Below are 25,767 nucleotides of genomic sequence, written 5' to 3'. Positions count from 1 at the left end.
ATGGCCGCGATGCGCTGGATTGTCCTGTCCGCCCTGCTGGCGCTGTCGGCTTGCGGCGTCACCCGCAATGGCCCGCCGCCGCCCGGCAGCGCCGACGACATCGCAGGGCTAAGTGCCGCGATCCTGCGTCTGTCACCCAGCGTTGATCCCGCCGAGGCCAACCGCGCCGCACAGATTGCCTATCGCTATACCCACGACCTCGCCATCGCCTATCAGATCACCGATCCACCGCTGGTACATAACGCCAAGGTCAACAGCGGCAGACGCGCGCGCGGGTTGTGCTGGCATTGGGCCGAAGACATGGAACAGCGCCTGAAAGCCGAAAACTTTGCCACGCTCGATCTGCACCGGGCGATTGCCAATGGCGACAACGCGCTGCTGATCGACCATTCCACTGCTGTGATCAGCGCCGCAGGCGCGCCCATGCAGGCAGGTATTGTGCTGGACCCCTGGCGCAAGGGCGGCGTCCTGTTCTGGTCAACGGTGGCACAGGACCGCCGCTATGATTGGGAAGAACGCGAAACCGTCATGCGCCGCTACGGCAAGGTACGCTATGTGCGTGCCGGCATGACGGAATAGCCGGGCCGCGCGGGCCTGAGCAGAAAATTCTCACCGTACAAAAGAAAAGCCCCGCATCATGCGGGGCCTAATCTTATTCTGCTGCCTTGGGCTGGTCGCCGCCACCCTCTGCGGGCTGCGACGCCTCGTCGTCACCCTTTGGCTTGGGTTTGCGACGTGGGGCGCGCTTGGGCTTTGGCTTGCTTTCGGGTGTTTCCACCAGACCGCTCTCTGCCTCGGCTTCGACCTGAACATCGGGCTGTGGCTCCTGATGAGAATCGCCAGACTGGTCGCCGTGATCGTTCTGCTGGCGCTGATCGTTCGGCGGGCGCTGGTCGTTCTGCTGTCGTGGATCGCCACCTTGACTGCCATCACGCTCTTGGCGCTCGGCACGCTCGCGGTCGCGTTCGGCCTGACGTTCGCGGTTCTGGCGTTCCTGCTCTTCGCGGCGCTGGTCAACTTCGCGCTGCGCCTCGCTTAGCATCCGCAGGTAATGTTCTGCGTGCTGCTGGAAATTCTCGGCCGCAACGCGGTCGTTACTCAGCTGTGCGTCACGCGCCAACTGGTTATACTTTTCGATAACCTGCTGTGGCGTGCCGCGCACCTTGCCCTCAGGGCCGGAGCTGTCGAACACCCGGTTGACGACATTGCCGCCGCTCTGGGGCGAACGCTTGCGATTATTCTTCGATCGGGAACGTGATCTGGGAGAGTTCATGAAATGATGTCAGCCTTTAGTGCTGTTAGTCGTAATACCGGAGGCGCAACCGCACCGTGTTATACCCGGCCAAAGCGATATGTTGGGCTTAACGCCGCGCGGGACCACCATAGGCATCCACCGCTGCAACATCTTTGAATAAACACGCCAGAAGCCCCACGGCAAGAAGAAACTGCACCCGATCCGGGCCTTGACCTCATTTTTGTGCGAATTCATGCCGGATTGGCCGCGCTGACCACACGCGCACGACCATCCAGATCCTGCGCCAGCCGCACCTGCCCCCATCCGGCCCGTTCAAAAATCTCACAGACAGCGGCACCCTGTTGCCAGCCAATCTCGACCATCACCTGACCCGCGGCGGTCAGATAGCCCTGCGCCTCGGCGGCAATGATCCGATAGGCGCTCAGCCCGTCGCGCCCATCCGTCAGCGCGATCGACGGCTCATGATCGCGCAACTCGGGCGCGATTGCGTCCATTTCGGACGCGGCCAGATAGGGCGGGTTCGACACGATCAGATCAAACCGCCCGTCGACGGCGGCAAACCAATCCGACTGGCGGACGTCAGCGCGTTCTGCGACCCCGTGCTGCACCGCATTTGCGCTGGCCTGCAGGCAGGCGGCCTCGGACAGATCGACCCCAAGACCAGTGGCATCACCCCGTTCAGCCAGCAGCGTCACCAGAATACATCCCGATCCGGTGCCAAGGTCCAAAACCCGTGTAAACGGCGCGTTCAACGCCAGCTCGATCAGGGTCTCGGTTTCCGGGCGCGGGTCGAGCACATCCCGGCTAATACGGAAATCACGGCCATAAAACGCCCGCCGTCCCAATAAATGCGACACCGGCACCCGCACGGCGCGCAGGGCCACCAGATGCTCAAACCGTTCGGCCACATCGGGGGCAATTTCCTCTGGTGCGATCAATGTCACCCGTGCGGCATCGACAGATGCGGCATGCGCCAGCAGCAGCCGTGCATCGCGGGCGGGATCAGGCACGCCCGCCGCACGCAATCGCCCTGCCGCCGCGGCCATCGCCTGTGCTGCGGTCGGCGGGCTCATACGCCCATTTCCGCCATCATCTGCGCCTGTGCATCAGCGGTCAACGCATCCACGATCTCGTCCAGATCGCCCTGCATCACCGCATCCAAACGATAGAGCGTCAGGTTAATCCGGTGGTCGGTCATCCGCCCCTGCGGGAAATTATAGGTCCTGATACGCTCGGACCGATCGCCCGACCCCACCTGTGCTGCACGGCTGGCCGACCGTTCGCTGTCCATCCGGCTGCGCTCCATGTCATATAACCGCGCTTTGAGTACCTGCATCGCCTTGTCGCGGTTGCGGTGCTGCGATTTTTCCGAACTCGTCACCACAATCCCGGTCGGAATATGGGTGATCCGCACGGCAGAATCAGTGGTGTTCACGTGCTGGCCACCGGCCCCAGACGACCGCATCGTATCAATGCGCAGATCATTCGCGTTGATCTCGATATCCACATCCTCGGCCTCTGGCAAAACCGCCACCGTGGCCGCCGACGTGTGAATGCGCCCGCCGCTTTCGGTACTCGGCACACGCTGCACCCGGTGCACGCCACTTTCGTACTTCAGCCGGGCAAAGACGTTTTGCCCGGTGATATGGGCCACCACTTCCTTGACGCCCCCCAGCTCGGTCATCTGCGCCTCGATCAAATCAAAGCCCCAGCCCCGCGCCTCGGCATAGCGCTGATACATGCGCAACAAATCGGCGGCAAACAACGCCGCCTCATCGCCACCGGTGCCGGGCCGAATTTCCAGCATCGCAGGCTTGGCATCCGCCAGGTCGCGGGGCAGCAGCGCCAATTGCAACGCCGCCTCGGCCGCAGGCAGCGCCGCCTTGAGCCGTGGCAATTCTTCCTGCGCCAGTTCGGCCATCTCAGGATCGTTCAGCATCGCCTTGGCGTCAGCCATATCGCGCTGCAACTGCTTATAGGCGTCGATCTGATCTACAACTGGGCGCAGATCGGCATATTCCTTGGCCAATTTGGCAAAATCCGCCCCGTCCGAGCCAACAGCCATTGTCGCCTCCAGAAACTGAAAGCGTTGTGAAATCTGCTCAAGGCGGTCCATTGGGATCATGGGTTTCCTGTCGCCTATGCAAAGGCTTTGGTCAAGAGGCGTGACATGCTATCGTAGGGCCATGAAACCTGCGTTCGCCCTTATCGCCCTGATGGCCAGCCCGGCGCTGGCCGATGTCAAAGCCCCCGGCGGCAAGACAATTGATTGCTATTGCACCGACCGGTCAGGCAGCCGCGTAGAACTGGGCGAAACGATATGTTTGCAGGTCGACGGGCGCATGTTCATGGCGCAATGCCAGATGTCACTGAATGTGCCGATGTGGCGCGAGGTGCAAAAGGGCTGTCTATCCTCCAGCCTCAAAGGCGGCGAGCCAGCCTTCAATCCGCTTGGCGTTTACCCCAAGATCTGATCGGCCAAAGCGCAGGCGGCCGTAAATCTCCAGATACCGTGGACTGTCGCCGTAAACGCCCACCGTCGTATAATCGGGAAATCCCATGACGGCACTGCGCGTGACATAGGTCACCTGCCCGGCATCCACCGATCCGGTCAGTCGTGTCGTGCGCGGCGTATCCAAAATGATGCGGTCCAGATCGCGCAGTTGATCACGGCCATTGCCAACGATCTCTTGGCGCCAGACGCGGCCACCCGTGCGCGGATAGTCACCGATCTCGCTGCCGCTGGCCTGAACATGCCAGCGCGCCAAATCTGATGGGGCAAGCCTGATATAGGCCAGCACCGCCACCACAATGATCGCTAAAATCCAAAAAATCATCCTGCGCACCCCACCGCGTTGATTATCCTCAATATAAGTATCGCCGACCTTCAGCGGTAGACCACGCCGGGCAATACGCACAGCAGTTCAAACAGAATATTGGCCGCTGTCAGCGCAGTATTGCCCGATGTGTCATAGGGCGGTGACACTTCGACCAGATCACAGCCAACGATATTTGCGCCCTTTAGACTGCGGATCAGTTCCAGCGCCTGCGGCGTGGTCAGCCCGCCAATTTCTGGCGTGCCGGTCCCAGGCGCATAGGCCGGATCAAGACTGTCGATATCATAGGTCACATAAGTGGGCAGATCCCCGATATCGCGCCTGATTTCGGCGGCCATCGCCGACAGGTTGCGCCCCCAAAGCTCATGCGCCGGGAACTGCTGAAATCCCCAGCCAGCCGCCTCGGTAAAATCTTCGGCGGAATATCCCGAACCGCGCAGACCAATTTGGTATGTTTTCGAAGGGTTTACGAGGCCCTCTTCATACGCACGGCGCAGGAAGGTCCCGTGCGTTTCCCGTTCGCCAAACATCTCGTCGTTGACGTCGGCATGGGCATCGACATGAACCAACGCCACCGGACCATGCCGCCGCGCCATGGCCCGCAGGATCGGCAGCGTCATCGAATGGTCGCCACCGATAGCCATAGGCGTCGCATCATACTTTAAGATCGCATCGTAACTCTCTGAAATAATGCGCAATGAATCGCTCAGAGAAAAAGTATTGATTGCCAGATCGCCAATATCCGCCACCTGCAACCCGTCAAAGGGCGCCGCCCCAGTGGCAAGGTTATAGGGCCGGATCATCGCACTTTCACTGCGCACCTGTTTGGGGCCAAAACGCGTTCCAGACCGCCACGAGGTACCGATGTCCATCGGCACGCCCAAGATTGCGACGTCCAGCCCCTTCAAATCATTGGCGAAAGGCAGGCGCATAAAGGTATTTGGCCCGGAAAACCGCGCCAGATCGTTACCGCTGATGGGTTGGTTCTTGTCGCTCATGTGCTGCGCATCCTATGGCCTAGCAACGACAGGATTTCCGTCGCCACATGAGCGCCCGCAATCGCGGTGGCGCCCGTTGTATCAAACGGCGGCGACACTTCGACAACGTCCCCGCCCATAATGTTGATCCCCGCCAGATCGCGAAGCATGATCGCGCATTGCGACGACGTCAACCCGCCCCAGACCGGCGTACCTGTGCCGGGCGCAAAGGCAGGGTCAAGCGCGTCAATGTCAAAGGTCAGATAGGTTGGCCGGTCGCCCAACACGGCCTTGATCTTGGCCACCGTCGCCTGCGCGCCAATTTCATGAACCTCGCGCGCATCAATCACCGTCACCCCGAGCGTGTCTGCGTTGGTGGTGCGAATACCGACCTGGACGCTGGTCTTGGGGTCCACGATCCCAGTTTTCACCGCCTTATAGAACATCGTACCGTGGTCGATCCGGTCCATGTCGTCATCGACCCATGTGTCGGAATGTGCATCGAATTGCAGCAGACTGATTGGCCCGTATTTCTCGGCATAGGCCTTGAGGATCGGGAAGGTGATATAGTGATCCCCCCCCAGCACCACGCTCGCTGCACCTGCGTCTAGAATCCCCTTGATATGCGCGGTCAACGCTGCGGGAAACTGGCTCACATGCCCATAATCAAACGCCAGATCACCATAATCGGCGATAGCAAACTCGCTGAGCACATCAAAATCCCAGCCATAAGGCGCGTCGGGGGCCTGCAACGTGCTGGCCTCGCGGATCGCCCGCGGGCCAAGCCGCGTGCCGGGGCGGTTCGTCACTGCCTGATCAAACGGCACCCCGGTCACGGCGATATCAACACCGGTCAGATCCTTGGTATATTTTCGCCGCAGAAACGACGTGGCCCCGGCAAAGGTCAGCTCGAAACTGGGGCCTTTCAACGAGTCACGGGTAAAGGCCATGTCCATCTGCTTGGCCGCATCCTCCAATGCCATTATTTGCCCCCCACTGGCAGCGCCCGCTCTACGATCCGGGCAAAGAACGACGCCCCGACCGGTGCGATCTCGTCATCAAAGTTATATTCGGGATGGTGCAGTCCCGCGCCTTCGCCTTGGCCCAGAAACAGATAGGCGCCGGGGCGTTTCTCCAGCATGTAACTGAAATCCTCCGCCCCCATCTCCCGACCGTAGTCGCCGTGTACATTGGCCTCGCCCACCACATCACGCGCCACATCTACGGCGAATTCGGTCTTGGACGCATCATTGATGGTAGCAGGATACCCCACGTCATAGTCCAGCTTTGCCGTCACATCATAGCTGGCCGCCTGCCCGTCGACGATCTGCTGCAATCGGCGCATCACCATGGCCTGCACCTCGCGGTCAAAGGTACGTACGGTGCCATTGATATAGGCGGTATCAGGGACGACATTATCGGCTGACCCGGTGTGGATCTGCGTCACAGACACCACCAGATCCTGCGTTGCCATGTGATTGCGACTGACAATCGTCTGGATCGCCTGCGCCATGCCACAGGCCGCCACCACCGGATCGCGGGTATCATGGGGCATCGCGCCATGACCGCCCTTGCCCTTGATGTGAATGTGAAACGTGTCCACCGCCGCCATAATTGGCCCCGGCGTGGTGAAAAACGCCCCATGCTCAAACCCCGGCGCATTGTGCAGCGCATAGACCTCGGCGATGTCGAACTGCTCCATGACGCCTGCCTGCACCATCACCTCGGCCCCGCCGCCGGTTTCCTCGGCCGGCTGAAAGATCAGCGCGACCCTTCCTGCAAAATTCCGCGTCTCCGCCAGATAGCGCGCCGCACCCAGCAACATCGTGGTGTGCCCGTCGTGGCCGCAGGCATGCATCTTGCCCGGCCGCGTGCTGGCATAATCGACCCCCGTCGCCTCATTGATCGGCAGCGCATCCATGTCGGCGCGCAGCCCGATGGTTGGCCCCGCACCCTGCCCGTTGATGATCGCCACCATACCCGTTGTGGCAATACCCTCGTGCAGTTCATCCACCCCGAATTCGCGCAACCGCTCTGCCACGAACGCCGCCGTGTCATGGCAGTCGACCCCCAATTCGGGGATCGTATGAAGATGCCTGCGCCATCCGGTCATATCCTCGGCAAAGGCGGCAATGCGGTTGACCACTGGCATGGGCTGGACTCCTTGGTGCAGGTTTGATCAGGTCGCATCTGACACCAGACATGCGGGGGCTGCAATGCCAGACGACACAAATTCCGACCTCATTCACGACACCGGGGCCGGCATCGAACGATTGCTGGAAATCATGCGCCGCCTGCGCGACCCCGACAGTGGCTGCCCCTGGGACATCGAGCAGAATTTCGACAGTATCGCCCCCTATACCATTGAAGAGGCTTACGAAGTCGCCGACGCCATTCAGCGGCGCGACTGGGCAGAGCTGGAAGGCGAGCTGGGCGATCTGCTGCTGCAAACCGTCTACCACACCGCCATGGGCGAAGAGGCCGGGCATTTCAGCTTTGCCACAGTGGTGCGCAACATCAGCGACAAGATGGTCGCCCGCCACCCGCATGTCTTTGGCGATGAATCGCGCGACAAATCCGCCGAACAACAGACCGCCGATTGGGAAGCGATCAAAGCCAAGGAACGCGCAGGCAAGGCGCAGCGCGGCACGCTGGACGGCGTTGCCATCGGCCTGCCCGCCCTGCTGCGCGCGCTGAAACTGCAAAACCGCGCCGCGCGTGTGGGGTTCGACTGGCCCCACACCGACGAGGTACTGGACAAGATCACCGAAGAAGCCGCCGAACTGGTAGAGGCGCGCGACACCCTCAGCCAAGCCGAAATCGAAGAGGAATACGGCGACCTTCTGTTTGTCATGGCCAATTTGGGCCGTCACCTGAACCTAGATCCCGAAGCCGCCCTGCGCGCAGCAAACGCCAAGTTCACCCGCCGCTTTGAGGCCGTCGAAGCGCGGCTTGCCGCCATGGGGAAAACGCCAAAACAAAGCGATCTGGCAGAGATGGACGCGCTTTGGGATGCGGTCAAAGTGGCGGAACGCAGCTAACCCATCGGCGCAAGGCTGGACAAGCGGCGCGCCCTCCGGCAAGGCTCTGGGCAACACATAACGACAGGAATACCCATGCAACCGCGCAAGATCATCATCGACACCGACCCCGGCCAGGACGACGCCGTGGCGATCCTGCTGGCGCTGGCCAGCCCGGACGAGATTGACCTGCTGGGCATCACCTGTGTCGCAGGTAACGTGCCGCTTGATCTGACCTCAAAAAACGCGCGCATCATCTGCGAATTGGCCAAACGGCCCGATATCAAGGTTTTTGCCGGCTGCGATCGCCCCTTGGGCCGCGATCTGGTCACGGCGGAGCATGTGCACGGCAAGTCCGGCCTTGATGGACCTGACCTGCCCGATCCCACGATGCCATTGTCGCCCGGTCACGCCGTGGATTTCATCATCGACCAACTGCGCGCCCATGCGCCCGGCACCGTCACGCTTTGCCCTTTGGGGCCGCTGACCAACATCGCCACAGCGCTGCAAAAGGCCCCGGACATTGCCGCACGCATTGCCAAGATCGTGCTTATGGGCGGTGGCTATTTTGAAGGGGGAAACATCACCCCCACGGCAGAGTTTAACATTTACGTCGATCCACAAGCTGCTGATATCGTGTTTAAATCAGGCGCTCCGATTGTGGTCATGCCGCTGGACGTGACACATAAGGCGCTGGTCACCAAGGCGCGCAACGACGCCTTTCGCGCCATCGGTAGCCCGGTGGGTATCGCCGTGGCCCAGATGACTGATTTCTTTGAACGGTTTGACCGCGAAAAATACGGCTCTGATGGCGCGCCGCTGCATGATCCCTGCGTCACGGCCTATCTGATCAACCCCGATCTGTTCAGCGGTCGACACATCAACGTCGAGATTGAAACCACATCAGAGCTGACCATGGGCATGACCGTGGCCGACTGGTGGGGCGTTACCGATCGCGCCCCCAATGCGACATTCATCGGCGATGTGGATGCCGACGGCTTCTTTGCCCTGCTGACCGACCGATTGGCCCGGCTATGAGCGCTGTTCTCACCCTTGGCGCGCCAGAACACCTGGACCGTCTGGTGGCGCTGGTCACCGCCTTTCACGCCGAAGAAGGCATTGAAATGTCAGACGAACAGCGGCGGCGCGGTTTGACTCCGCTGCTCGAAGGCATCCCCCATGGTGCGGCCTATCTGATTGGTCCGCCGCGTGCGCCAATCGGCTATATCGTGATCTGTTTTGGCTGGTCTGTCGAATTTGGCGGGCTGGACGCCATCATCGACGAACTTTACATCCGCCCCGGCGTGCGCGGGCGCGGCATTGCGTCTGAGGCGCTGGTCGCCTTGCCGCGGGCACTGGCCGCAGGTGGGCTGCGCGCCATCCACCTCGAGGTCGACCGCGACAACGCCGCCGCGCTCAAGCTCTATACCCGCGCCGGTTTCAAACCCCGCGCGCAGTATATGTTCATGTCCCGGCCGCTGTGATGCAAATCCCCTTTGACAACAGCTATGCGCGCCTGCCCGATGGGTTCTACACCCGGCAGAACCCCACCCCGGTAAAAGCGCCCAAACTGATGGCCTATAACGATGGTCTTGCCCGGCTGTTGGGTATTTCCGCCGCCGACACCGATGAATTGGCACAGGTATTCGCGGGTAACACGGTGCCCGCAGGCGCCGACCCTCTGGCCCAGCTTTATGCCGGGCATCAGTTTGGAAATTTCAACCCGCAGCTTGGTGATGGTCGCGCTATTCTGCTGGGTGAAGTCATAGATTCCAATGACATACGCCGCGACATTCACCTGAAAGGCGCGGGTCCCACGCCTTATTCGCGCATGGGTGACGGGCGCGCCTGGATGGGACCGGTGCTGCGTGAATACCTGATCAGCGAGGCGATGCATGCCCTCGGCATCCCCACAACGCGCGCGCTGGCCGCCGTTGCCACGGGCGAACCGATTTTCCGCGAACAGGGCGCGCTGCCCGGCGCCATCGTGACGCGCGTGGCGCGCAGCCACCTGCGGGTTGGCACCTTTCAGGTCTTTGCCCACCGGGGCGACATAGACCATCTCAAGACCCTCACCGATTACGCCATAGCGCGCCATTACCCCGATGCCGACGGCCCCATGGGTCTGCTGCGCGAGGTCTGCGCGGCGCAAGCAGAACTGGTCGCACAGTGGATGTCGGTGGGTTTTATTCACGGGGTGATGAACACCGACAATTGCGCGATCTCGGGCGAAACGATTGATTACGGCCCCTGCGCCTTCATGGACGCCTTTCATCAAGGCCGCGTGTTCAGCTCGATCGACAGGCAGGGGCGCTATGCCTTTGGCAATCAACCAAATATCGTCGTATGGAACATGGCACAGCTTGCCACCTCACTGATCCAGCAGCTTGATGACAAAGACGCCGCCATCGAAGAGGCAACCGCGATCGTGCACGCGATGCCTGACCAATTGGAATCCGCATGGTTGCGCCGTTTCGCCGCCAAGATCGGCATCAGCACCCCCCGGCCCGATGATGTGACCTTGGTCAATGACTTGCTCAATCTAATGCAGACGGATGGCGCCGATTTTGCAAATACTTTCCGATCACTTTGCAAAGCTGACGCACGCGATCAGTTTGCAAACCGTGAAGCCTTTGATCTCTGGTCGGAAAAATGGCAATCGCGGCTTCAGTCGGAACCTGATTCCGCCGCATTGATGCAAAGTGCAAACCCCGCCGTAATTCCGCGCAATCACCGTGTCGAACAGATGATCGACGCCGCCGTGGCAGGCGACATGGCCCCGTTTGAGCGTCTGATGAAAGCGCTTGCCACACCCTATGTCGAAACCGACCCCGACCTGCACCGTCCCCCCACAGAGGCCGAGATCGTGCCAGCAACTTTTTGTGGCACCTAAACGGTCACGCGGGGTTTGCGGTTGATCAGGTATATCCCAGCCGCGACCAGCACCAGCGCCCCCCAGACCGACGGTGCCACGCTTTCCGACAACAAAAGCCAGCCCAACAGCACCGAAAACACCGGAGAGAGAAAGCTGAAGGACGCGACCGAGGCCGCCGGATAGATCGTCATCAGCCAGAACCACGCCAGAAACCCCAGACTGGCCACCGCGATGATCTGGTACAGCAGCGCCGCCAAGTGAATCACCTGCACATCGCGCAGCAATGGCCCAGTCAGCGGCGCCAGCAGCAGCAGGATCGGCGCAGAAATCACCACCTGCATCATCAATTGCTGCGCCGGCGGCACCTTGGCCAGAGGCGTTATCCGCACACATAGCGCGATACCCGCCCAGCAGAACGCCGACAAAAGCGCCAGCAGATCGCCGGCCCAGCTGACCTGCCCACCGCTGCGGTCACTTAGCGCCAGCGCGACCCCCGCCATCGCCAACGCCAACCCGCCCACGCGCATCCCGTTCAACCGTTCGCCCGGCAGCACAAGATGCGCCGCCAGCGCCAGCCAGACCGGCATCGAATAGAATATCACCGAGGCGCGGCTGACGGTCGTTAGGTCGAGCGCGGTGAAAAGGCACATGAACTCAAGGGCAAAGAGCACGCCAACCCCGACGCCCGCAGGCCAGGCGGCACGCGGCAACCGCAGGCTGATCCCGCGCAGATGCATCCAGATCAGCAGGACAATCACCGCCCCCGCAGACCGCAGCCCCGCAATAAAGATCGGGTTCATCCCGCCTGTCGTGACCTTGATCACCACCTGGTTAAAGGCAAGGTTCAGCGCAAACAGCACCAGTGCCACCGCGCCAAAGGTATCAATGTGGGATTTACGCTCCATCCCGTCAGGAATGCCCTGCGCCGGGGGGAAGTCAATGGCGCGCCGGATGAATTCACCGGCGCGCCATGGATTTATGTGTTCAGCAGTTTACGCCGCTTGCTGGCCGCCCGGCTTGCCGCCACCGCCGCCACTGCGCCGACGCCGACCGGCACCCGGCTTGGCATCGCCATTGCCGCCGCCGCCACCGGGACGTCCGCCACCGCCGCCGCCAGGGCGGCCACCGCGACCGCGACCGCGCCCTTTGGGCTTGGCCGCAGGATCATCCATCACTTCCCACGGACGGCCCGACGCCACGGGGATCGCAACGCCCATGGTCTTTTGAATTGCCTTCAATTCGCCCATCTCGTCAGGCGCGCAGAACGCAACAGCGGCCCCATCCTTGCCGGCGCGGGCGGTCCGGCCAATACGGTGGACATAGTTGTCAGGCACGTTCGGCAATTCGTAGTTATAGACGTGTTTCACATCGGGGATATCAAGGCCCCGCGCCGCCACATCCGTGGCCACCAGCACGGTCACCTGACCGGCTTTGAAACCCGCAATCGCGCGGTCGCGCTGGCCCTGGCTCTTGTTGCCGTGGATCGACGCGGCGTCAAAACCTGCCTTCACCAACGTCTTCATCAGCTTTTCCGACCCGTGCTTCGTGCGGCCAAACACCAGCGCCCGTTCGCCCTTGTGCTTGCCCAGCAGCTCCTTCAGCAGCTCGGTTTTCTCGGCTTTGGCGATGAAATGCACCTCTTGCGTCACTTTGTCCGCCGCCTTGCCGGGAGGCGAGACTTCGATCCGGATCGGACTTTGCAAATAGGTGTTTGCAATTTCGCTCATCAATTTTGGCATCGTGGCCGAGAACAGCATCGTCTGACGGTTCTTCGGGATCACGCTGGCGATTTTGCGCAGGTCATGGATGAACCCCATGTCCAGCATCTGATCCGCCTCGTCGAGCACCAGAAACGATGCTTCGTCCAGACGCACCGCGCGGCGGTCCATCAGGTCAAGCAGACGGCCCGGTGTGGCAACCAAAAGGTCAACACCGCCGCCCAGCCGTTTGATCTGGGTGTTGATCGACTGCCCGCCGACAACCATCGCCACCTGCAAGGACGATCCCTTGGCATAGTCGCGCAGGTTGACGGAAATCTGGGTCGCCAACTCGCGTGTCGGGGCCAGCACCAGACCGCGCACACAGCGCGGGTTGGGACGGCCCGGCATGGCCATCATCTGTGCCACCAGCGGCACACCAAAGGCCGCCGTTTTACCGGTGCCGGTCTGGGCCAGGCCCATCACGTCGCGGCCATTCATCCCATGCGGGATCGCTTGTTTCTGAATCGGTGTCGGATCTTTCAGACCCATTTCATGCAGCCGCTGTACCAATTTCTTGGGCAGGCCCATCATGTCAAAATCGCTCATTCATTCGTCTTTCCGACGCGGATCGCCCGCGCCATAGTCTTGCGCCGCGCCCGAAGACGCCGCAGGGTGCGCAAAGCAGATCGCGGGCAGTGGCCACATGCCAGACACCCGTCTGTCGCGCTTGGCCCCACGCGTGATTTTGGGAACATCGGCGGGCCTTGTCGTCAGCATTCAGAGGCCCAATTTGGGCATATGGCTGATACTGCTCACGCGGCAGAAGGCATCGCTTGACCCCCACATGACCTCTGAGCGCGCAAAAGTCAACCACTGGCCTCCAAATGCGGTGGCACCGCGCGCGAATTGCCGCTAAACCAAAAGCCCGACCGACCAAAGGCCACTGACATGCGCAATCCGATCATGAAACGCTGCGAGGCCATGGGCCTGCGCATGACCGGCCAGCGCCGCATCATTGCGCAGGTTATCGAAGACAGCGACGACCACCCCGACGTCGAAGAGCTGCTGGCCCGCGCCATGGCGATCGACAGTGGCATTTCGATCGCCACCGTCTACCGCACCGTCAAACTCTTCGAAGAGGCAGGGATTCTCGACAAGCTTGAATTTGGCGACGGGCGCGCCCGCTACGAAGATGCCGAACGCGAACATCACGACCACCTCATCGACATGAATTCTGGCGAAGTGATCGAATTCGTCGACGAAGAGATCGAAGAGCTGCAGGAAAAGATCGCGCGCAAGCTGGGGTATACCCTGCGCGGGCATCGGATGGAGCTATACGGTGTGCCGCTGAAAAAGGGACAAACACATGAATCGTGAACGCCCCCTTCTGGCCGTCTTGGTCGATGCTGACAACGTGCCCGCCAAACATGCCGCCGCCATCATGCGCGAGATCACGACCATTGGCGAACCCGCCCTGCGCCGGGTGTATGGTGACTGGTCGAACGATCACCTCAAGGGCTGGAAAACCCCGATCCGCGAATTGGGTCTGGTCGCGCATCAGGAAACCGCCAATACCAAGGGCAAGAACGCCAGCGATATCGGTCTGGTGATCCACGCGATGGACATTCTGCACAGCCGCCGCTTTGACATCGTGGTGATCGTGTCCTCTGACAGCGATTTCACCGCGCTGGTGAACCGTCTGCGCGAAGATGGTCTGACCGTCATCGGCATTGGCGAGAAAAAGACCCATGAATCCCTGCGCAATGTCTACAACCGCTTTATCCTGATCGAAAACCTCGACGGGGCCGAGGATGAAACCCCTTCTGGCACCAGCGCCAAGGTCGCCAGCGCCCTGCCCCTGTTCAAGGCCGCGATGGCCAAGATCGAATCCGAAGACGACTGGTACAACCTCGGCCAAATCGGCCAGACCATTCAGGCCGCGCACCCCGATTTCGACAGCCGCACCTACGGCCACGGCAAGCTCAGCGCGCTCGCGGCCAACCTAAAGGCGTTGGAGACCCGCAAAAGCGGCAACCGCCTGATGGTGCGCCTGAAACCCTGATCAGCGGATCGAAGACGCGCTCAGCCCCTGCACGTCCTGCACTGCCGGTTTCTGGATTGTCCGGTCCGATTTCAGCAGCACGCTCATCGCCGCGTCCGCCTCAAGGATGACACTTTGAACCTCGGCCAGATCGGCCACACCCTGTTCACGCAGGGCCGACAGCATTTCGTATTCGGTGACGCGTTCGCGGCGCATGGCCTGCGTGATATAGGCGTCGTTGTGATACAGCACCGTGGGCGTGGCGCGAACCGTCCGGCTGACGACGGGAAACATCACCATCGCCTTGGTCAGCAACCATTGCAGCAACAGCAGCAATCCGATGGCCAGCCCCGCCTCGGCCAGCGTCACATCGCGCAGCAGGATGCCGGACCCCATAAGAGACCCCAGAGCGACCGTCACGACCCAGTCAAAGTTGTTCATCTGCGATGTAGATCGCTTGCCGCTGATGCGGATGAACAGGATCACCATCACGTAAAGTATTGGCGCGCTGATCAGAACCCGCAGCAATCCTTCATAACCGTCAAAGAAAATGGGTGTATTCATGTGTCGACCTCCTGCAAGGCCAACGCGGCAGCGCCGGTTTGGTTCAGCCTGCCCGCCGGTCCCGCCGATTGATGCGCGCCAGCATCGCAGGCAGCAGCACGCTCAGCACCACCAACCGCATGATATGGCAGGCCGCAACGAACCCCGGCACCACCGCCAGAATAGCACCAAGTGCGATCATCGTCTCCAGCCCGCCCGGCGCAAAGGCCACCAGCACATGCGCCAGCGGCATCCCCAGCGCCCAGGCCACCGGCACCGCCCCCAGCCCCGCCAGCCCCACGGCAACCCCGGTAATCGCCAGCCCCGCCCCCAGCCCGCGGGCCAGCAGCGCGGGCGTGATCCCCGAAAACCGCGTGCCGATCAGACAGCCCAGCACCAGATAGGCCGCCAGCGTCAGCCAGCCGGGCAAAACACCGGTCTCTGCCCCGCTCAGATGGGCCAGCGCAGAGGCCACCATCGCACCCAGCAGCAACGGCGCCGGCACTGACAGCCGACCAAAGACAAGGCCAACCACCACCGACGCCGCAATCAGCACCGCCATCGGCAGCCAGCCCATCCCGGCCCCCTGCGGCGCGATGTTTCCGGTCATATCCACCCCCATCGCCAGCGCCACAAACGGCACCACGATGGTCAGCGCCAACAGACGCACCGACTGGGTGATCGAAATCCGCGCCACGTCAGACCCGGTATCACTGGCCATGGCAATCACGAAACTCAGATGCCCCGGCGCCGAGGCCAGCAGCGCCGATCGCGCGTCAAACCCGAAAAAGCGGCCGAGCAGCCAGCGGCACAGCGCCATGATCGCCCAGATCACAAGCGTCATGAACACAAATGCCAGCGGCCAGCGCACCATCGCATCGACCGCATCAGCGTTGAACCCCGCCCCCACGGCGATGCCCAGCACCACAAAACAGCCGTTGCGCAGCGCGGGGTCAATGGCGGTGCGCACCCCGCCAAGACCCAGCAGACTGACCGCGACAACCGGCCCCAGCAACATGTAGACCGGCGCGCCGATCAGCCAGAAAACAGCGGCACCTGCCGTGCCCGCACCCAGGGTCAGCAACGTGTCACGCGGCGCGTGGGAAAGGGTTGGCCATCTCATAGGTGCAAGAGCTAGCACCGCGCCCCGACAGTGGCCAGACCCCCTTGCCCTTGCGGCGCAAAAGGTCCAAGCGTGCCCACAACTTACCTTCCCACTAACTACCCCATGTCAAAGGACATACCCGATGGACAATATGCGCGGCGCGTTGCTGATGGTGCTGGCCATGGCTGGCTTTGCCCTCGAGGACATGTTCATCAAGCTGGCCAGCGATGCGGTGCCCGTGGGCCAGATGATCGCGATGCTGGGCGCGGGCGGCGGCGCCATTTTTGCCGTTGTCCTCGTCGCACAGGGCCGGCGGCTGTTCTCACCCGACATGCTGACCGCACCGATCCTGCTGCGCGCGGTGGGCGAGGTCCTCGGCACCTTGTGCTTTGTCACCGCCATCGTCTTGACCCCGCTTTCCTCGGCGTCGGCCATCTTGCAGGCCACGCCGCTGGCGGTCACGCTGGGTGCCGCGCTGTTTCTCGGCGAACCGGTCGGCTGGCGACGCTGGAGCGCGATCATCGTTGGTTTCTGCGGCGTCCTGCTGATCGTGCGGCCGGGGCTCGAAGGCTTTAACGCCCTGTCGCTTTTTGCTGTCTTTGGCGTCTTTGGCCTGGCACTGCGCGATCTGGCCACCCGCCGCGTGCCGCCCACAATCAGTTCGATGCAGCTTAGCTTTCTGGCATTTGTCGTGCTCATTCCGGCGGGGATCGTGCTGATGCTGGCCACCGGCACTGACGCAGTGGCACCTGCCCGCGCGCAATGGACCTACCTGATCTGCGCCATGCTGATCGGCGTCTTTGCCTATTACGGGATCGTCGCCGCGATGCGCGTGGGCGAGGTCAGCTTTGTCACGCCGTTCCGCTATTTCAGGATGCTCTTTGCGCTGATCCTGGGCATCGCTGTCTTTGGCGAATCCCCCGACAGCATGACCTTGATCGGCGCCGCCATCATCATCGCCTCGGGTGTCTACACGATCTGGCGGGAACGTAAAATCCGCCCCGCCGCTGCCGCCAGTCTTTCCAAGCCCGGTATCTCGGGGTAAACCGCACCAAACCCGCCGCCAAAGGACATAGCCATGAGCACGATCATCGACATTCACGCCCGCGAAATCCTCGACAGCCGGGGCAACCCCACGGTCGAAGTTGACGTCATCCTCGAAGACGGCACCATGGGCCGCGCCGCCGTACCGTCGGGGGCCTCCACCGGCGCCTACGAGGCCGTCGAGCGCCGCGACGGTGACGCATCGCGCTACATGGGTAAGGGCGTTCTTGAAGCCTGCGCCGCCGTCAACGGCGAAATCGCCGAGACGCTGGTCGGCATCGACGCCACCGAACAGGTCGAGATCGACGAGATCATGATTGAACTGGATGGCACCGACAACAAATCCCGCCTCGGCGCCAATGCCATTCTGGGCGTATCAATGGCCGCCGCCAAAGCCGCCGCAGACTACTGCACACAACCGCTGTACCGCTATATCGGCGGCACCTCTGCGCGTATCCTGCCGGTGCCGATGATGAACATCATCAACGGTGGCGAACATGCCGATAACCCGATCGACATTCAGGAATTCATGATCATGCCTGTCGCTGCGGAAAACATCCGCGACGCCGTGCGCATGGGCTCCGAAGTGTTCCATACCCTGAAAAAAGAACTGTCCGCGGCAGGCCTGTCCACCGGCATCGGTGACGAAGGCGGCTTTGCCCCCAACATTAGCTCCACACGCGATGCCCTTGATTTTATTTTGAAATCCATCGAAAAAGCAGGCTACAAACCCGGCGAGGAAATCTATCTCGCACTGGATTGCGCCGCCACGGAATACTTTAAGGATGGCAAATATGTCCTTTCAGGCGAAGGAAAAACACTCTCCAGCGCCGAAAACACCGACTATCTGGCCGCACTGGTCAACGACTACCCCATCATCTCGATCGAAGACGGCATGTCCGAGGACGATTGGGAGGGCTGGAAGGCGCTGACCGACCTGCTAGGTGACAAGGTGCAATTGGTCGGTGACGATCTGTTTGTGACCAACCCCGTGCGTCTGTCCCAGGGCATCGAGCGCCGCTGCGCCAACTCGATGCTGGTAAAAGTCAATCAAATCGGCACCTTGACCGAGACTCTTAAAGCGGTCGATATGGCCCACCGTGCGGGCTATACCAACGTGATGTCGCATCGCTCGGGCGAAACCGAAGATGCGACGATTGCCGATCTCGCCGTCGCCACCAACTGCGGACAGATCAAAACCGGCAGCCTCGCGCGCTCTGACCGGCTGGCGAAATACAACCAGCTGATCCGCATCGAAGAGATGCTGGGTGAAACCGCCGAATACGCGGGCCGGTCCATCCTGCGCCGCTGATGACCGTGCTGACGCTACGCCCTGCAACCACCGCCGCTGATATCGCGGCGGTGGTTGACCTGTGCTGGGCCTACCGCGATTTCCTGCTGAATTTCGGCCCGGCGGAACGCCTGATCACCGAAACCTTCTATCCGCAGGACAAATACGCGGCCCTGATGGCCCGCCTTCCGCAGGAACATGCCCGTCCAAAGGGCATCATCTTGCTGGCCATGCGGGACGACCAGCCCGTCGGCTGCGGTATGTCCCACGCGTTGACCCCGACCGACAGCGAGATCAAACGCGTCTTTGTTACCGATGCTGCCCGTGGCACCGGTGCCGGCCGCGCGCTTTGCGCCGCGCTGATTGCACAGGCCCGCGCCGATGGTTTCAAACGGGTGCTGCTGGACACCTCTGTGGCCTTTGCGCCAGCCCGCGCGCTTTATCAGTCACTAGGATTTGCCGAATGCGGCCCCTACCAACCCATGCCCGACATGGCCAAAGACGCGATCTGTTTCTACGAAATGCCGCTCTAGGGTCCTGACCCTAAGCCCTCCCACTGGTCTGGAGCCGCCCTTGCTTGACCTCGGGCGGGCAAGACAGAGATCAATCAAAAGGGGGAGGTCGGGACCACTGGGATGGACAGTCCCGCAGCCCCTCCCAACCTCTCACACCTCACGGCCTGCTGACCGTACCGCCGCCCACGGCCGCACGCACACCGGTGGTGCCCGGACAGGACGTCGGCAACCCCCGCGCCACGCGCACCGCGAGATAGGCAAAGGCCTGCGCCTCCAGCATATCGCCGTCCAGCCCGATCTCTTCGACCGGGGCCACCGGACAATCCAGACTGACATCCAGCATCCGCATCAGCACCGGGTTCAGCCGCCCCCCCCCGGTCACCAACACGCGGCTGGGCGGGGCCGGACAATGCTGCATCGCTTCGGCCACCCCGGCTGCACACATCGCCGTCAACGTGGCACAGGCATCCGCGTCCGACAGCTCGCCCACCAGCGCAATCATCTCTGAAAAATCGTTACGGTCCAGCGACTTTGGCGGGATACGTGCAAAATAGGGCTCCGCCAGAAATAGCTCCAGCGCGCCCTGTTCCACCTGCCCCCGTGCAGCCAGCCTGCCGCCCTTGTCATACACCTGCCCCAACCGCGACTGCATCAGATCGTTGATCGGCGCATTGGCGGGCCCGGTGTCAAACGCCAGCAGCGCGCCCTCCGCCTCGGGCCGTATCACCCCGGGGTCCACCCATGTCAGGTTGCCAACACCGCCCAGGTTCAAAAACGCCACCGGCGCGCTCAGCCCCGCATACCGCGCGCAGGCGTGGTGGAAAAACGGCGCCAGCGGCGCGCCCTCACCGCCCAGTTCCACATCCGCACTGCGAAAATCCCACACCACAGGCAGCCCCAGTTCCCGCGCCAACAGCGCCCCGTCACCCACCTGCAACGTGCCTTGCATCCGCGGCGCATGGGCCAGCGTCTGACCGTGAAACCCGATCAGGTCAACGGGCGCAAAATCACGCAGCAGCGCCAGATGCGCCACCTCAACGACCTCCGCCGCCGCCGCGACCTCTGGCCCCGACCACTTGCCAAACCCGGCGGCAATCACCGCCCGTTCAGCCGCGCTGTACCCGCGATACCCCGTCGGCCCAAAGCCCGAAATCTCATGCCCATCAGTGCGCAGCACCGCCGCGTCGACCCCGTCCAGCGACGTGCCAGACATTGCCCCCAGCGCGCTCACAACCCCTGTTTTTGCGATGCTCATGCCCATGGCCTTATTCATGGCCTTTTCCTTTGACTGCTCAGCGCCTATAGATTGCCCCGCAATCCCCCCATGAGGCAAGCCAGTATGACATACCATCCCAAATCGGAATTCATCCACACGATGATGCAACGCGGGTTTCTGGCCGATTGCACCGATTATCAGGGCCTGGATGAGGCCCTGCTCAAGGGTGGGCAACCCGGTTATATCGGCTTTGACGCCACCGCAAAATCGCTGCACGTCGGCTCGCTCATTCAGATCATGATGCTGCGCTGGTTGCAAAAAACGGGCGGCAAGCCGATCACCCTGATGGGCGGCGGCACCACCAAGGTGGGTGATCCATCGTTCCGCGCCGATGAACGCCCCCTGCTTGGCCCCGAACAGATCGACGACAATATCGCAGGCATCAAACGCGTGTTCAGCGCCTACCTGACCTATGGCGATGGTCCGTCGGATGCGATGATGATCAACAACGCTGAATGGCTGGATGAACTCAACTACCTCGATTTCCTGCGCGACATCGGGCGGCATTTCTCGATCAACCGCATGTTGTCATTCGAATCCGTAAAATCCCGGCTCGACCGCGAACAGTCCCTGTCATTCCTCGAATTCAACTACATGATCCTGCAAGCCTATGATTTCATGGAGCTTCACCGCCGCTATGGCTGTGTGCTGCAAATGGGCGGCTCTGATCAATGGGGCAATATCGTCAACGGCATCGACCTCACCCGCCGGGTGATCGACGGCGAAGTCTACGGGCTGACATCGCCGCTGCTGACCACGTCGGACGGCAAGAAGATGGGCAAATCGCAGTCGGGTGCGATCTGGCTGAATGGTGACATGCTGTCGCCCTACGAATTTTGGCAGTTCTGGCGCAACACCACCGATGCCGATGTCGGGCGTTTCCTCAAACTATATACCGAACTGCCGGTGGATGAATGTGACCGCCTCGGCGCGCTGGCCGGGTCCGAGATCAACGAGGCCAAAGTGCGCCTCGCCAACGAAGTCACCGGCCTGCTGCACGGTACCGACGCCGCACAAGCCGCCGAAGCCACATCGCGCGAAGTCTTTGAAAAAGGCGGCGTGGGCGATGACCTGCCGACCCTGACCCTGACGGCGGCCGATGTGGGCGATGGCATTTCCATTGTGCAGCTGATCGTGAAATCCGGCCTCGCCGGATCGGGCAAAGAGGCCAAGCGCCTGATTGCTGAAAACGGCGCGCGCATCGACGACCAGCCACTGACGGACGCCGGGTTGATGCTCGACGCCGCCGCGCTGTCTTCGCCGATCAAGCTCAGCGCCGGCAAAAAACGCCATGCGCTAGTGCAACTGGGGTAAAGGCCCATCCTGCCACCCGCCCGGAATCAAGCGCAGCGCCGGGCCATCGCCCGCCCGTCCCGGCGGGCTGGCGATTTATCAAGGCTGGGCGCAACCCTGATAAGTCGCAGTATCGCTGCACCATAAAGTGGCATGAACAACCGTTTCAATCGCCACCCCACGGGCAGCCGACGGCCCTCAGCCTTCAATCGCCCCGGTCACGCCAAAGGCCTGCCACAATTCACGGCGCACCTTTGGTGCGCGATTCACGGCGCACCTTTGGTGCGCGATTCACGGCGCACCTTTGGTGCGACGGGCAGCCGCTGGCCCTCAACCTCCCCCACTTAACCTCACATTAACCATCCTGCGTGCCTAATAGCGCATGTTTGATGCCGCTCTCCCCACACCTGCCGCATTGATGCAAGATCCCGCTTTTGCCGCCGCCCTGCGCGACTGCGGCGAACAGCCCCGCACCTTGCCCAGCAGCGGCCTGACCCTGCTGCACCGCCGCATCTGCGGCCTGCCCGTGGCGATGCTGCCCCGCGCGCACCCACCGTCGACCCTGTCAGATGATCTGCGCGCCCTCGGCCTGCACCGCACCGCGCTGATCCTCTCGCCGCCCACACCCGTGGCGCTGCCGCGCGCCCTGCGCCTGCGCGCCCCGCAACCCATCGCCGTGATCGACCTCACAGCGCCCACCGCCACCCGCCGCGCGGCATTGCATCCCAAATGGCGCAACCAACTGCGCCGCGCCGAAGCCGCAAATCTACGCCTCACCCAAGCCGCCCTGCCACCCGATCCGCGCCACCCCCTGCTGATGGCCGAGGCCGCACAGGCACGCAGCCGCCGCTATGCCAATTGGCCCGCGCCTCTCACTGCCGCCTTTGCCCGCATGGCCCCTGCGCAGACCCATCTGTTTACCGCCTGGCAGGGGCGCATACCCATCGCGCATATGCTGTTTTTGTGCCACGGCCGCAGTGCCACCTATCATATCGGCCATATCTCACCTGCCGGCAGGGCCGTCTGCGCGCATAACCTGTTGCTGTGGCACGCGTCTGACTGTTTGGCCGATCGCGGGTTCTCGCAGGTCGATCTGGGGCTGTTGCACAGCGGTTCGCCCGGACTGACTCGGTTCAAACGACGCGCCGGGGCGCAGGTCCAGATGACCGGCGGCACTTGGCTGCGCTGGACCCCGCTGGCGCGATAAAACTTGCGAAAATCGCTGCGCCGTGCTGAAATGAACAAACGTTCATATCGGGAGAGCCGCAGATGCACCTCAACACCACAGCCGCCATCATCACTGGCGGGGCTTCGGGCCTTGGCGAAGCCACGGCGCGGTATTTCGCCAGCCAAGGTGCACAGGTCACCCTGCTGGACCGCGACGACACCCGCGGCCCCGATGTGGCCGCTGACATCGGCGGGCATTTTGTCAAAACCGACGTGACAGATGAGGCGTCGGTACAGGCCGCCATTACCTTTGCCACCGAAAAGATGGGCCAGATCACCGCCGCCGTTAATTGCGCCGGGATCGCGCTTGGCATCAAAACCGTGGGCCGCGATGGCGCGCATCCGCTCGACGCCTTCCAGCGCAGCATCGACATCAACCTTGTCGGCAGTTTCAATGTTGCCCGTCTGGCCGCTGTGGCTATGGCCACAAACACCCCCGAACTTGATGGCGCGCGCGGCGTGATCATCAACACCGCTTCCATCGCCGCATTTGACGGGCAAAAGGGTCAGGCCGCCTATGCCGCGTCCAAAGGTGGGATTGTTGGCATGACCCTGCCCATGGCGCGCGATCTGGCGCAATCGGGCATCCGCGTGATGACCATTGCGCCCGGCATCTTTAAAACCCCGATGCTGGCGGGCCTGCCCGAAGAAGTCCAGGCGTCACTGGCCGCCGATGTGCCAAACCCCGCACGTCTGGGTGACCCCGCCGAATACGGGCGGCTGGCCGGGTTCATCGTCGAAATGGGTTATCTGAACGGCGAAGTGATCCGCCTCGATGGGGCGCTGCGCATGCGATGACCGCCCCGCGCGCGATATGTACGCCCGGTGCACGTGCAGTGTACGCTGTGTGACAATTTACAGATTGTTAAGAAAAGCGCGGCTCAGCCTGCGCTTTTCTCTTCCAGTTTTAGCCATTCATCTTCTGCCGAGCTCAGCTTTTTCTGACGTTCTACAAGGGCTTGCGTGGCTTTCTTAAACTTCATCGGCTCGCGCGTGAACAGCTCCGCATCGCTCAGCAGCCCTTCCAGCTTGCCGATCTCCGCTTCGAGCTGTGAAATCTCTCCAGGCAGCGCCTCCAGCCGATGTTTTTCGGTAAAGCTCAGCCCGGTCTGACGCGTTTTTTCCGCCTTTGCCTCGGCCTTCGAGGGTTTGGATTTGGCAACGCTTTCGCTAAAATCATCCTGCCCGCGTTGGGCCAGATAATCGCTCCACCCGCCCGCATAAACCGTGGCTTTACCGTCGCCTTCCATGGCAATCGTCGTGGCCGCAACCCGGTCCAAAAAGTCCCGGTCGTGGCTGACCAACAGCACCGTGCCATCATAGGTGCCCAGCAATTCCTGCATCAAATCAAGGGTTTCTACGTCCAGATCATTGGTCGGCTCGTCCAATACCAGCAGGTTCGATGACCGCGCCATGATCTTGGCCAGCAGCAGGCGCGCCTTTTCACCGCCCGATAGCGACCGCACCGGCGCACGCGCCTGGCCTTCGTCAAACAGGAATTCCTTCAGGTAGCCCACCACATGTTTCGGCTGTCCGCGCACCAATACCTGATCCGCCTTGCCCGACACCCGCATGTCCGGGTCGCCCGTCAGGCTTTCCCACAAGGTCATGTCGCCGTCCAACTGCGCCCGTGCCTGATCGAACAACGCCAGCTCCAGGTTGGTGCCCAGCTTGATCTCACCAGCGTCAGGTTCTTCCTTTCCAATCAACATGTTAAGCAGCGTCGTCTTACCCACACCATTGGGCCCGACAAGCGCAATCCGGTCCCCACGCTGCACGGTTATCGAAAAATCGCTAAGGATCTGTTTGCCGCCAAAAGCTTTCGAAATGCCGAAGGCTTCCATCACCTTGCGGCCCGATTTTGGCCCCGCGTCCAAGGCCATAGCGGCGGTGCCCTGGCGGGCGATCTGCGAACTGCGCTCCGCGCGCAGCTCCTGCAAAGCGCGCACCCGGCCCTGGTTGCGCTTGCGCCGCGCCGAAATGCCTTCAACAGCCCAACGCGCCTCGGCTTTGATCTTGCGGTTCAGCTTGTGCCGCTGGGTGTCTTCTTCTTCCCATATCTGGTCACGCCACGCTTCAAATCCGGCGAATCCAGTTTCTTGGCGTTTCACAGATCCTCTATCAATCCAAAGGGTTGCGCGGGTAAGTTCACGCAAAAATGCGCGGTCATGGCTGATGATGACAAAAGCCGTCCGCGTCGATTTCAGCTCATCCTCGAGCCAGGCAATCGCCTCGATGTCCAAGTGGTTGGTCGGCTCGTCAAGAAGCATCAGCTCCGGCTCTTGTGCCATCAGCCGCGCCAGGGCCGCGCGACGGCGTTCACCGCCACTGGCTGTGGCCACAGGCCGATCCGGGTCAAATTTCAGCCCCTCGCCAGCACGCTCGACCTTATACATCTCGCCCGGGTCCAGCCCATGCGCCGCAAAGTCGCCCAGCGTTTCAAACCCAGCCAGATCAGGGTCCTGTTCCATATAGCCGACGGAAACACCCGGCCCCGCAATCACGGCACCGCTGTCGGCTTCCACCAACCCGGCCATGACCTTCATCAGTGTTGATTTGCCTGACCCGTTGCGCCCCACCAGCGCCACGCGGTCGCCGGCTTGTACCACCAGCGACAGGTCTTCAAATACGGGATCGCCGCCAAAGGTCAGCGAAATATCGGTGAGTTGTAATAGGGGTGCACGTGCCATGGCTGCCAGCTATCCGGGCGCGCGATCAAGGTCAATGACCCCTCGATCAGCCCCCCGCTTTTTTGGACCTTAAATACC

General features: G+C 61.9%; 28 protein-coding genes. 14 read left to right on the top strand and 14 right to left on the bottom strand.

Translation table 11 applies throughout. The features are described 5' to 3' along the window. Positions 1–579: a hypothetical protein gene (locus tag AC1965_RS07610; protein ID WP_483886683.1), complete on the top strand. Its 579-nt coding sequence runs from the start codon at positions 1–3 to the stop codon at positions 577–579. Between the two features lie 73 nt (positions 580–652). On the opposite strand, the gene AC1965_RS07605 is transcribed toward AC1965_RS07610, so the two are convergent. The 3 genes from AC1965_RS07605 to prfA all read right to left on the bottom strand — a co-directional run bounded on the left by AC1965_RS07605 (position 653) and on the right by prfA (position 3,380). Continuing rightward, positions 653–1,273, bottom strand: a complete 621-nt coding sequence (locus tag AC1965_RS07605; protein WP_483886682.1) for a DUF4167 domain-containing protein — start codon at positions 1,271–1,273, stop codon at positions 653–655. Positions 1,274–1,485: 212 nt separating this feature from the next. Beyond that, positions 1,486–2,328 (bottom strand): peptide chain release factor N(5)-glutamine methyltransferase, encoded by an 843-nt coding sequence (gene prmC / locus AC1965_RS07600; protein WP_483886681.1) that lies wholly within the window; start codon positions 2,326–2,328, stop codon positions 1,486–1,488. After that, positions 2,325–3,380 carry a peptide chain release factor 1 gene (prfA, locus tag AC1965_RS07595; RefSeq protein ID WP_483886680.1) on the bottom strand — a complete coding sequence of 352 codons (1,056 nt, stop codon included), beginning with the start codon at positions 3,378–3,380 and terminating at the stop codon, positions 2,325–2,327. The genes prmC and prfA overlap by 4 nt, the downstream gene beginning before the upstream one ends. Before the next feature lie 61 nt (positions 3,381–3,441). On the opposite strand from prfA, the gene AC1965_RS07590 reads away from it, so the two are divergent. After that, positions 3,442–3,729 (top strand): hypothetical protein, encoded by a 288-nt coding sequence (locus AC1965_RS07590; RefSeq protein ID WP_483886679.1) that lies wholly within the window; start codon positions 3,442–3,444, stop codon positions 3,727–3,729. Here AC1965_RS07590 and AC1965_RS07585 read toward each other — a convergent pair. The 4 genes from AC1965_RS07585 to AC1965_RS07570 are packed head-to-tail and all read right to left on the bottom strand — an operon-like array spanning position 3,664 to position 7,221. Beyond that, a complete protein-coding gene (locus AC1965_RS07585) occupies positions 3,664–4,092 on the bottom strand; it encodes a DUF1499 domain-containing protein (protein WP_483886678.1) in 429 nt (142 codons plus the stop codon). The genes AC1965_RS07590 and AC1965_RS07585 overlap by 66 nt on opposite strands. 50 nt (positions 4,093–4,142) lie before the next feature. After that, the gene (gene speB / locus AC1965_RS07580; RefSeq protein WP_483886677.1) at positions 4,143–5,090 is read right to left on the bottom strand and encodes an agmatinase; all 948 of its coding nucleotides are present in this window, start codon (positions 5,088–5,090) and stop codon (positions 4,143–4,145) included. Then, positions 5,087–6,052, bottom strand: coding sequence for an agmatinase (speB, locus tag AC1965_RS07575; protein WP_483886676.1), 966 nt, complete (start codon positions 6,050–6,052; stop codon positions 5,087–5,089). The genes speB (AC1965_RS07580) and speB (AC1965_RS07575) overlap by 4 nt, the downstream gene beginning before the upstream one ends. Continuing rightward, positions 6,052–7,221 carry a M20 aminoacylase family protein gene (locus AC1965_RS07570; RefSeq protein WP_483886675.1) on the bottom strand — a complete coding sequence of 390 codons (1,170 nt, stop codon included), beginning with the start codon at positions 7,219–7,221 and terminating at the stop codon, positions 6,052–6,054. Before AC1965_RS07570 ends, speB (AC1965_RS07575) begins: the two co-directional genes overlap by 1 nt. A 64-nt stretch (positions 7,222–7,285) precedes the next feature. On the opposite strand from AC1965_RS07570, the gene mazG reads away from it, so the two are divergent. The 4 genes from mazG to AC1965_RS07550 all read left to right on the top strand — a co-directional run bounded on the left by mazG (position 7,286) and on the right by AC1965_RS07550 (position 10,982). Beyond that, on the top strand, positions 7,286–8,110 hold the full coding sequence (gene mazG / locus AC1965_RS07565; protein ID WP_483886674.1) for a nucleoside triphosphate pyrophosphohydrolase: 825 nt from the start codon (positions 7,286–7,288) through the stop codon (positions 8,108–8,110). Positions 8,111–8,185: 75 nt separating this feature from the next. Next, positions 8,186–9,127 carry a nucleoside hydrolase gene (locus tag AC1965_RS07560; RefSeq protein ID WP_483886673.1) on the top strand — a complete coding sequence of 314 codons (942 nt, stop codon included), beginning with the start codon at positions 8,186–8,188 and terminating at the stop codon, positions 9,125–9,127. Further along, complete coding sequence (locus AC1965_RS07555; protein ID WP_483886672.1) at positions 9,124–9,573, top strand: GNAT family N-acetyltransferase; 450 nt, start codon at positions 9,124–9,126, stop codon at positions 9,571–9,573. The genes AC1965_RS07560 and AC1965_RS07555 overlap by 4 nt, the downstream gene beginning before the upstream one ends. Further along, positions 9,573–10,982: a protein adenylyltransferase SelO gene (locus AC1965_RS07550; protein WP_483886671.1), complete on the top strand. Its 1,410-nt coding sequence runs from the start codon at positions 9,573–9,575 to the stop codon at positions 10,980–10,982. Before AC1965_RS07555 ends, AC1965_RS07550 begins: the two co-directional genes overlap by 1 nt. Here AC1965_RS07550 and AC1965_RS07545 read toward each other — a convergent pair. The 3 genes from AC1965_RS07545 to AC1965_RS07535 form a co-directional block, all read right to left on the bottom strand. Continuing rightward, the gene (locus AC1965_RS07545; protein WP_483886670.1) at positions 10,979–11,869 is read right to left on the bottom strand and encodes a DMT family transporter; all 891 of its coding nucleotides are present in this window, start codon (positions 11,867–11,869) and stop codon (positions 10,979–10,981) included. The genes AC1965_RS07550 and AC1965_RS07545 overlap by 4 nt on opposite strands. A gap of 87 nt (positions 11,870–11,956) precedes the next feature. Continuing rightward, complete coding sequence (locus AC1965_RS07540) at positions 11,957–13,270, bottom strand: DEAD/DEAH box helicase (protein WP_483886669.1); 1,314 nt, start codon at positions 13,268–13,270, stop codon at positions 11,957–11,959. Next, positions 13,271–13,441 (bottom strand): hypothetical protein, encoded by a 171-nt coding sequence (locus AC1965_RS07535; protein ID WP_483886668.1) that lies wholly within the window; start codon positions 13,439–13,441, stop codon positions 13,271–13,273. Positions 13,442–13,612: 171 nt separating this feature from the next. On the opposite strand from AC1965_RS07535, the gene AC1965_RS07530 reads away from it, so the two are divergent. Together AC1965_RS07530 and AC1965_RS07525 are read left to right on the top strand one after the other, a co-directional pair. Further along, positions 13,613–14,041, top strand: a complete 429-nt coding sequence (locus tag AC1965_RS07530) for a Fur family transcriptional regulator (protein ID WP_483886667.1) — start codon at positions 13,613–13,615, stop codon at positions 14,039–14,041. Continuing rightward, on the top strand, positions 14,031–14,726 hold the full coding sequence (locus AC1965_RS07525) for an NYN domain-containing protein (protein ID WP_483886666.1): 696 nt from the start codon (positions 14,031–14,033) through the stop codon (positions 14,724–14,726). Before AC1965_RS07530 ends, AC1965_RS07525 begins: the two co-directional genes overlap by 11 nt. On the opposite strand, the gene AC1965_RS07520 is transcribed toward AC1965_RS07525, so the two are convergent. Together AC1965_RS07520 and AC1965_RS07515 are read right to left on the bottom strand one after the other, a co-directional pair. Next, positions 14,727–15,269 (bottom strand): DUF421 domain-containing protein, encoded by a 543-nt coding sequence (locus AC1965_RS07520; RefSeq protein WP_483886665.1) that lies wholly within the window; start codon positions 15,267–15,269, stop codon positions 14,727–14,729. It abuts the gene before it with no gap. Between the two features lie 43 nt (positions 15,270–15,312). After that, entirely contained in the window at positions 15,313–16,371 is a 1,059-nt protein-coding gene (locus AC1965_RS07515; protein ID WP_483886664.1) for an AbrB family transcriptional regulator, read from the bottom strand. A gap of 124 nt (positions 16,372–16,495) precedes the next feature. Between AC1965_RS07515 and AC1965_RS07510 the strand changes: the two genes are divergently transcribed. Genes AC1965_RS07510 through AC1965_RS07500 form a run of 3 tightly spaced genes read left to right on the top strand, consistent with a single transcriptional unit; the run spans position 16,496 to position 19,221 of the window. Beyond that, positions 16,496–17,398, top strand: coding sequence for a DMT family transporter (locus AC1965_RS07510; RefSeq protein ID WP_483886663.1), 903 nt, complete (start codon positions 16,496–16,498; stop codon positions 17,396–17,398). 33 nt (positions 17,399–17,431) lie between these two features. Next, on the top strand, positions 17,432–18,709 hold the full coding sequence (gene eno, locus AC1965_RS07505) for a phosphopyruvate hydratase (RefSeq protein ID WP_483886662.1): 1,278 nt from the start codon (positions 17,432–17,434) through the stop codon (positions 18,707–18,709). Continuing rightward, positions 18,709–19,221, top strand: a complete 513-nt coding sequence (locus tag AC1965_RS07500; RefSeq protein WP_483886661.1) for an N-acetyltransferase family protein — start codon at positions 18,709–18,711, stop codon at positions 19,219–19,221. The genes eno and AC1965_RS07500 overlap by 1 nt, the downstream gene beginning before the upstream one ends. A gap of 139 nt (positions 19,222–19,360) precedes the next feature. Here AC1965_RS07500 and AC1965_RS07495 read toward each other — a convergent pair whose 3' ends face one another. Next, positions 19,361–20,476, bottom strand: a complete 1,116-nt coding sequence (locus AC1965_RS07495; protein WP_483886660.1) for an anhydro-N-acetylmuramic acid kinase — start codon at positions 20,474–20,476, stop codon at positions 19,361–19,363. 66 nt (positions 20,477–20,542) lie between these two features. On the opposite strand from AC1965_RS07495, the gene tyrS reads away from it, so the two are divergent. The 3 genes from tyrS (at position 20,543) to AC1965_RS07480 (ending at position 23,797) form a co-directional block, all read left to right on the top strand. Then, complete coding sequence (tyrS, locus tag AC1965_RS07490; RefSeq protein ID WP_483886659.1) at positions 20,543–21,793, top strand: tyrosine--tRNA ligase; 1,251 nt, start codon at positions 20,543–20,545, stop codon at positions 21,791–21,793. 397 nt (positions 21,794–22,190) lie between these two features. After that, on the top strand, positions 22,191–22,979 hold the full coding sequence (locus AC1965_RS07485; RefSeq protein WP_483886658.1) for a GNAT family N-acetyltransferase: 789 nt from the start codon (positions 22,191–22,193) through the stop codon (positions 22,977–22,979). Positions 22,980–23,041: 62 nt separating this feature from the next. Then, complete coding sequence (locus AC1965_RS07480) at positions 23,042–23,797, top strand: 3-hydroxyacyl-CoA dehydrogenase (RefSeq protein ID WP_483886657.1); 756 nt, start codon at positions 23,042–23,044, stop codon at positions 23,795–23,797. Between the two features lie 83 nt (positions 23,798–23,880). Here AC1965_RS07480 and AC1965_RS07475 read toward each other — a convergent pair whose 3' ends face one another. Beyond that, complete coding sequence (locus AC1965_RS07475; RefSeq protein ID WP_483886656.1) at positions 23,881–25,689, bottom strand: ABC-F family ATP-binding cassette domain-containing protein; 1,809 nt, start codon at positions 25,687–25,689, stop codon at positions 23,881–23,883. Positions 25,690–25,767 lie beyond the last annotated feature (78 nt).

Source organism: Sulfitobacter sp. KMM 9851 (assembly GCF_057178245.1).
This window is presented reverse-complemented; position numbering and strand designations above follow the sequence as displayed.

What these genes read in the sequence shown, in the direction of transcription:
- AC1965_RS07610 (WP_483886683.1), top strand. Translation starts at nt 1, where the DNA reads ATGGCCGCGATGCGCTGGATTGTCCTGTCCGCCCTGCTGGCGCTGTCG.
- AC1965_RS07605 (WP_483886682.1), bottom strand. Translation starts at nt 1,273, where the DNA reads ATGAACTCTCCCAGATCACGTTCCCGATCGAAGAATAATCGCAAGCGT.
- prmC (WP_483886681.1), bottom strand. Translation starts at nt 2,328, where the DNA reads ATGAGCCCGCCGACCGCAGCACAGGCGATGGCCGCGGCGGCAGGGCGA.
- prfA (WP_483886680.1), bottom strand. Translation starts at nt 3,380, where the DNA reads ATGATCCCAATGGACCGCCTTGAGCAGATTTCACAACGCTTTCAGTTT.
- AC1965_RS07590 (WP_483886679.1), top strand. Translation starts at nt 3,442, where the DNA reads ATGAAACCTGCGTTCGCCCTTATCGCCCTGATGGCCAGCCCGGCGCTG.
- AC1965_RS07585 (WP_483886678.1), bottom strand. Translation starts at nt 4,092, where the DNA reads ATGATTTTTTGGATTTTAGCGATCATTGTGGTGGCGGTGCTGGCCTAT.
- speB (WP_483886677.1), bottom strand. Translation starts at nt 5,090, where the DNA reads ATGAGCGACAAGAACCAACCCATCAGCGGTAACGATCTGGCGCGGTTT.
- speB (WP_483886676.1), bottom strand. Translation starts at nt 6,052, where the DNA reads ATGGCATTGGAGGATGCGGCCAAGCAGATGGACATGGCCTTTACCCGT.
- AC1965_RS07570 (WP_483886675.1), bottom strand. Translation starts at nt 7,221, where the DNA reads ATGCCAGTGGTCAACCGCATTGCCGCCTTTGCCGAGGATATGACCGGA.
- mazG (WP_483886674.1), top strand. Translation starts at nt 7,286, where the DNA reads ATGCCAGACGACACAAATTCCGACCTCATTCACGACACCGGGGCCGGC.
- AC1965_RS07560 (WP_483886673.1), top strand. Translation starts at nt 8,186, where the DNA reads ATGCAACCGCGCAAGATCATCATCGACACCGACCCCGGCCAGGACGAC.
- AC1965_RS07555 (WP_483886672.1), top strand. Translation starts at nt 9,124, where the DNA reads ATGAGCGCTGTTCTCACCCTTGGCGCGCCAGAACACCTGGACCGTCTG.
- AC1965_RS07550 (WP_483886671.1), top strand. Translation starts at nt 9,573, where the DNA reads ATGCAAATCCCCTTTGACAACAGCTATGCGCGCCTGCCCGATGGGTTC.
- AC1965_RS07545 (WP_483886670.1), bottom strand. Translation starts at nt 11,869, where the DNA reads ATGGAGCGTAAATCCCACATTGATACCTTTGGCGCGGTGGCACTGGTG.
- AC1965_RS07540 (WP_483886669.1), bottom strand. Translation starts at nt 13,270, where the DNA reads ATGAGCGATTTTGACATGATGGGCCTGCCCAAGAAATTGGTACAGCGG.
- AC1965_RS07535 (WP_483886668.1), bottom strand. Translation starts at nt 13,441, where the DNA reads ATGCTGACGACAAGGCCCGCCGATGTTCCCAAAATCACGCGTGGGGCC.
- AC1965_RS07530 (WP_483886667.1), top strand. Translation starts at nt 13,613, where the DNA reads ATGCGCAATCCGATCATGAAACGCTGCGAGGCCATGGGCCTGCGCATG.
- AC1965_RS07525 (WP_483886666.1), top strand. Translation starts at nt 14,031, where the DNA reads ATGAATCGTGAACGCCCCCTTCTGGCCGTCTTGGTCGATGCTGACAAC.
- AC1965_RS07520 (WP_483886665.1), bottom strand. Translation starts at nt 15,269, where the DNA reads ATGAATACACCCATTTTCTTTGACGGTTATGAAGGATTGCTGCGGGTT.
- AC1965_RS07515 (WP_483886664.1), bottom strand. Translation starts at nt 16,371, where the DNA reads ATGAGATGGCCAACCCTTTCCCACGCGCCGCGTGACACGTTGCTGACC.
- AC1965_RS07510 (WP_483886663.1), top strand. Translation starts at nt 16,496, where the DNA reads ATGGACAATATGCGCGGCGCGTTGCTGATGGTGCTGGCCATGGCTGGC.
- eno (WP_483886662.1), top strand. Translation starts at nt 17,432, where the DNA reads ATGAGCACGATCATCGACATTCACGCCCGCGAAATCCTCGACAGCCGG.
- AC1965_RS07500 (WP_483886661.1), top strand. Translation starts at nt 18,709, where the DNA reads ATGACCGTGCTGACGCTACGCCCTGCAACCACCGCCGCTGATATCGCG.
- AC1965_RS07495 (WP_483886660.1), bottom strand. Translation starts at nt 20,476, where the DNA reads ATGAATAAGGCCATGGGCATGAGCATCGCAAAAACAGGGGTTGTGAGC.
- tyrS (WP_483886659.1), top strand. Translation starts at nt 20,543, where the DNA reads ATGACATACCATCCCAAATCGGAATTCATCCACACGATGATGCAACGC.
- AC1965_RS07485 (WP_483886658.1), top strand. Translation starts at nt 22,191, where the DNA reads ATGCAAGATCCCGCTTTTGCCGCCGCCCTGCGCGACTGCGGCGAACAG.
- AC1965_RS07480 (WP_483886657.1), top strand. Translation starts at nt 23,042, where the DNA reads ATGCACCTCAACACCACAGCCGCCATCATCACTGGCGGGGCTTCGGGC.
- AC1965_RS07475 (WP_483886656.1), bottom strand. Translation starts at nt 25,689, where the DNA reads ATGGCACGTGCACCCCTATTACAACTCACCGATATTTCGCTGACCTTT.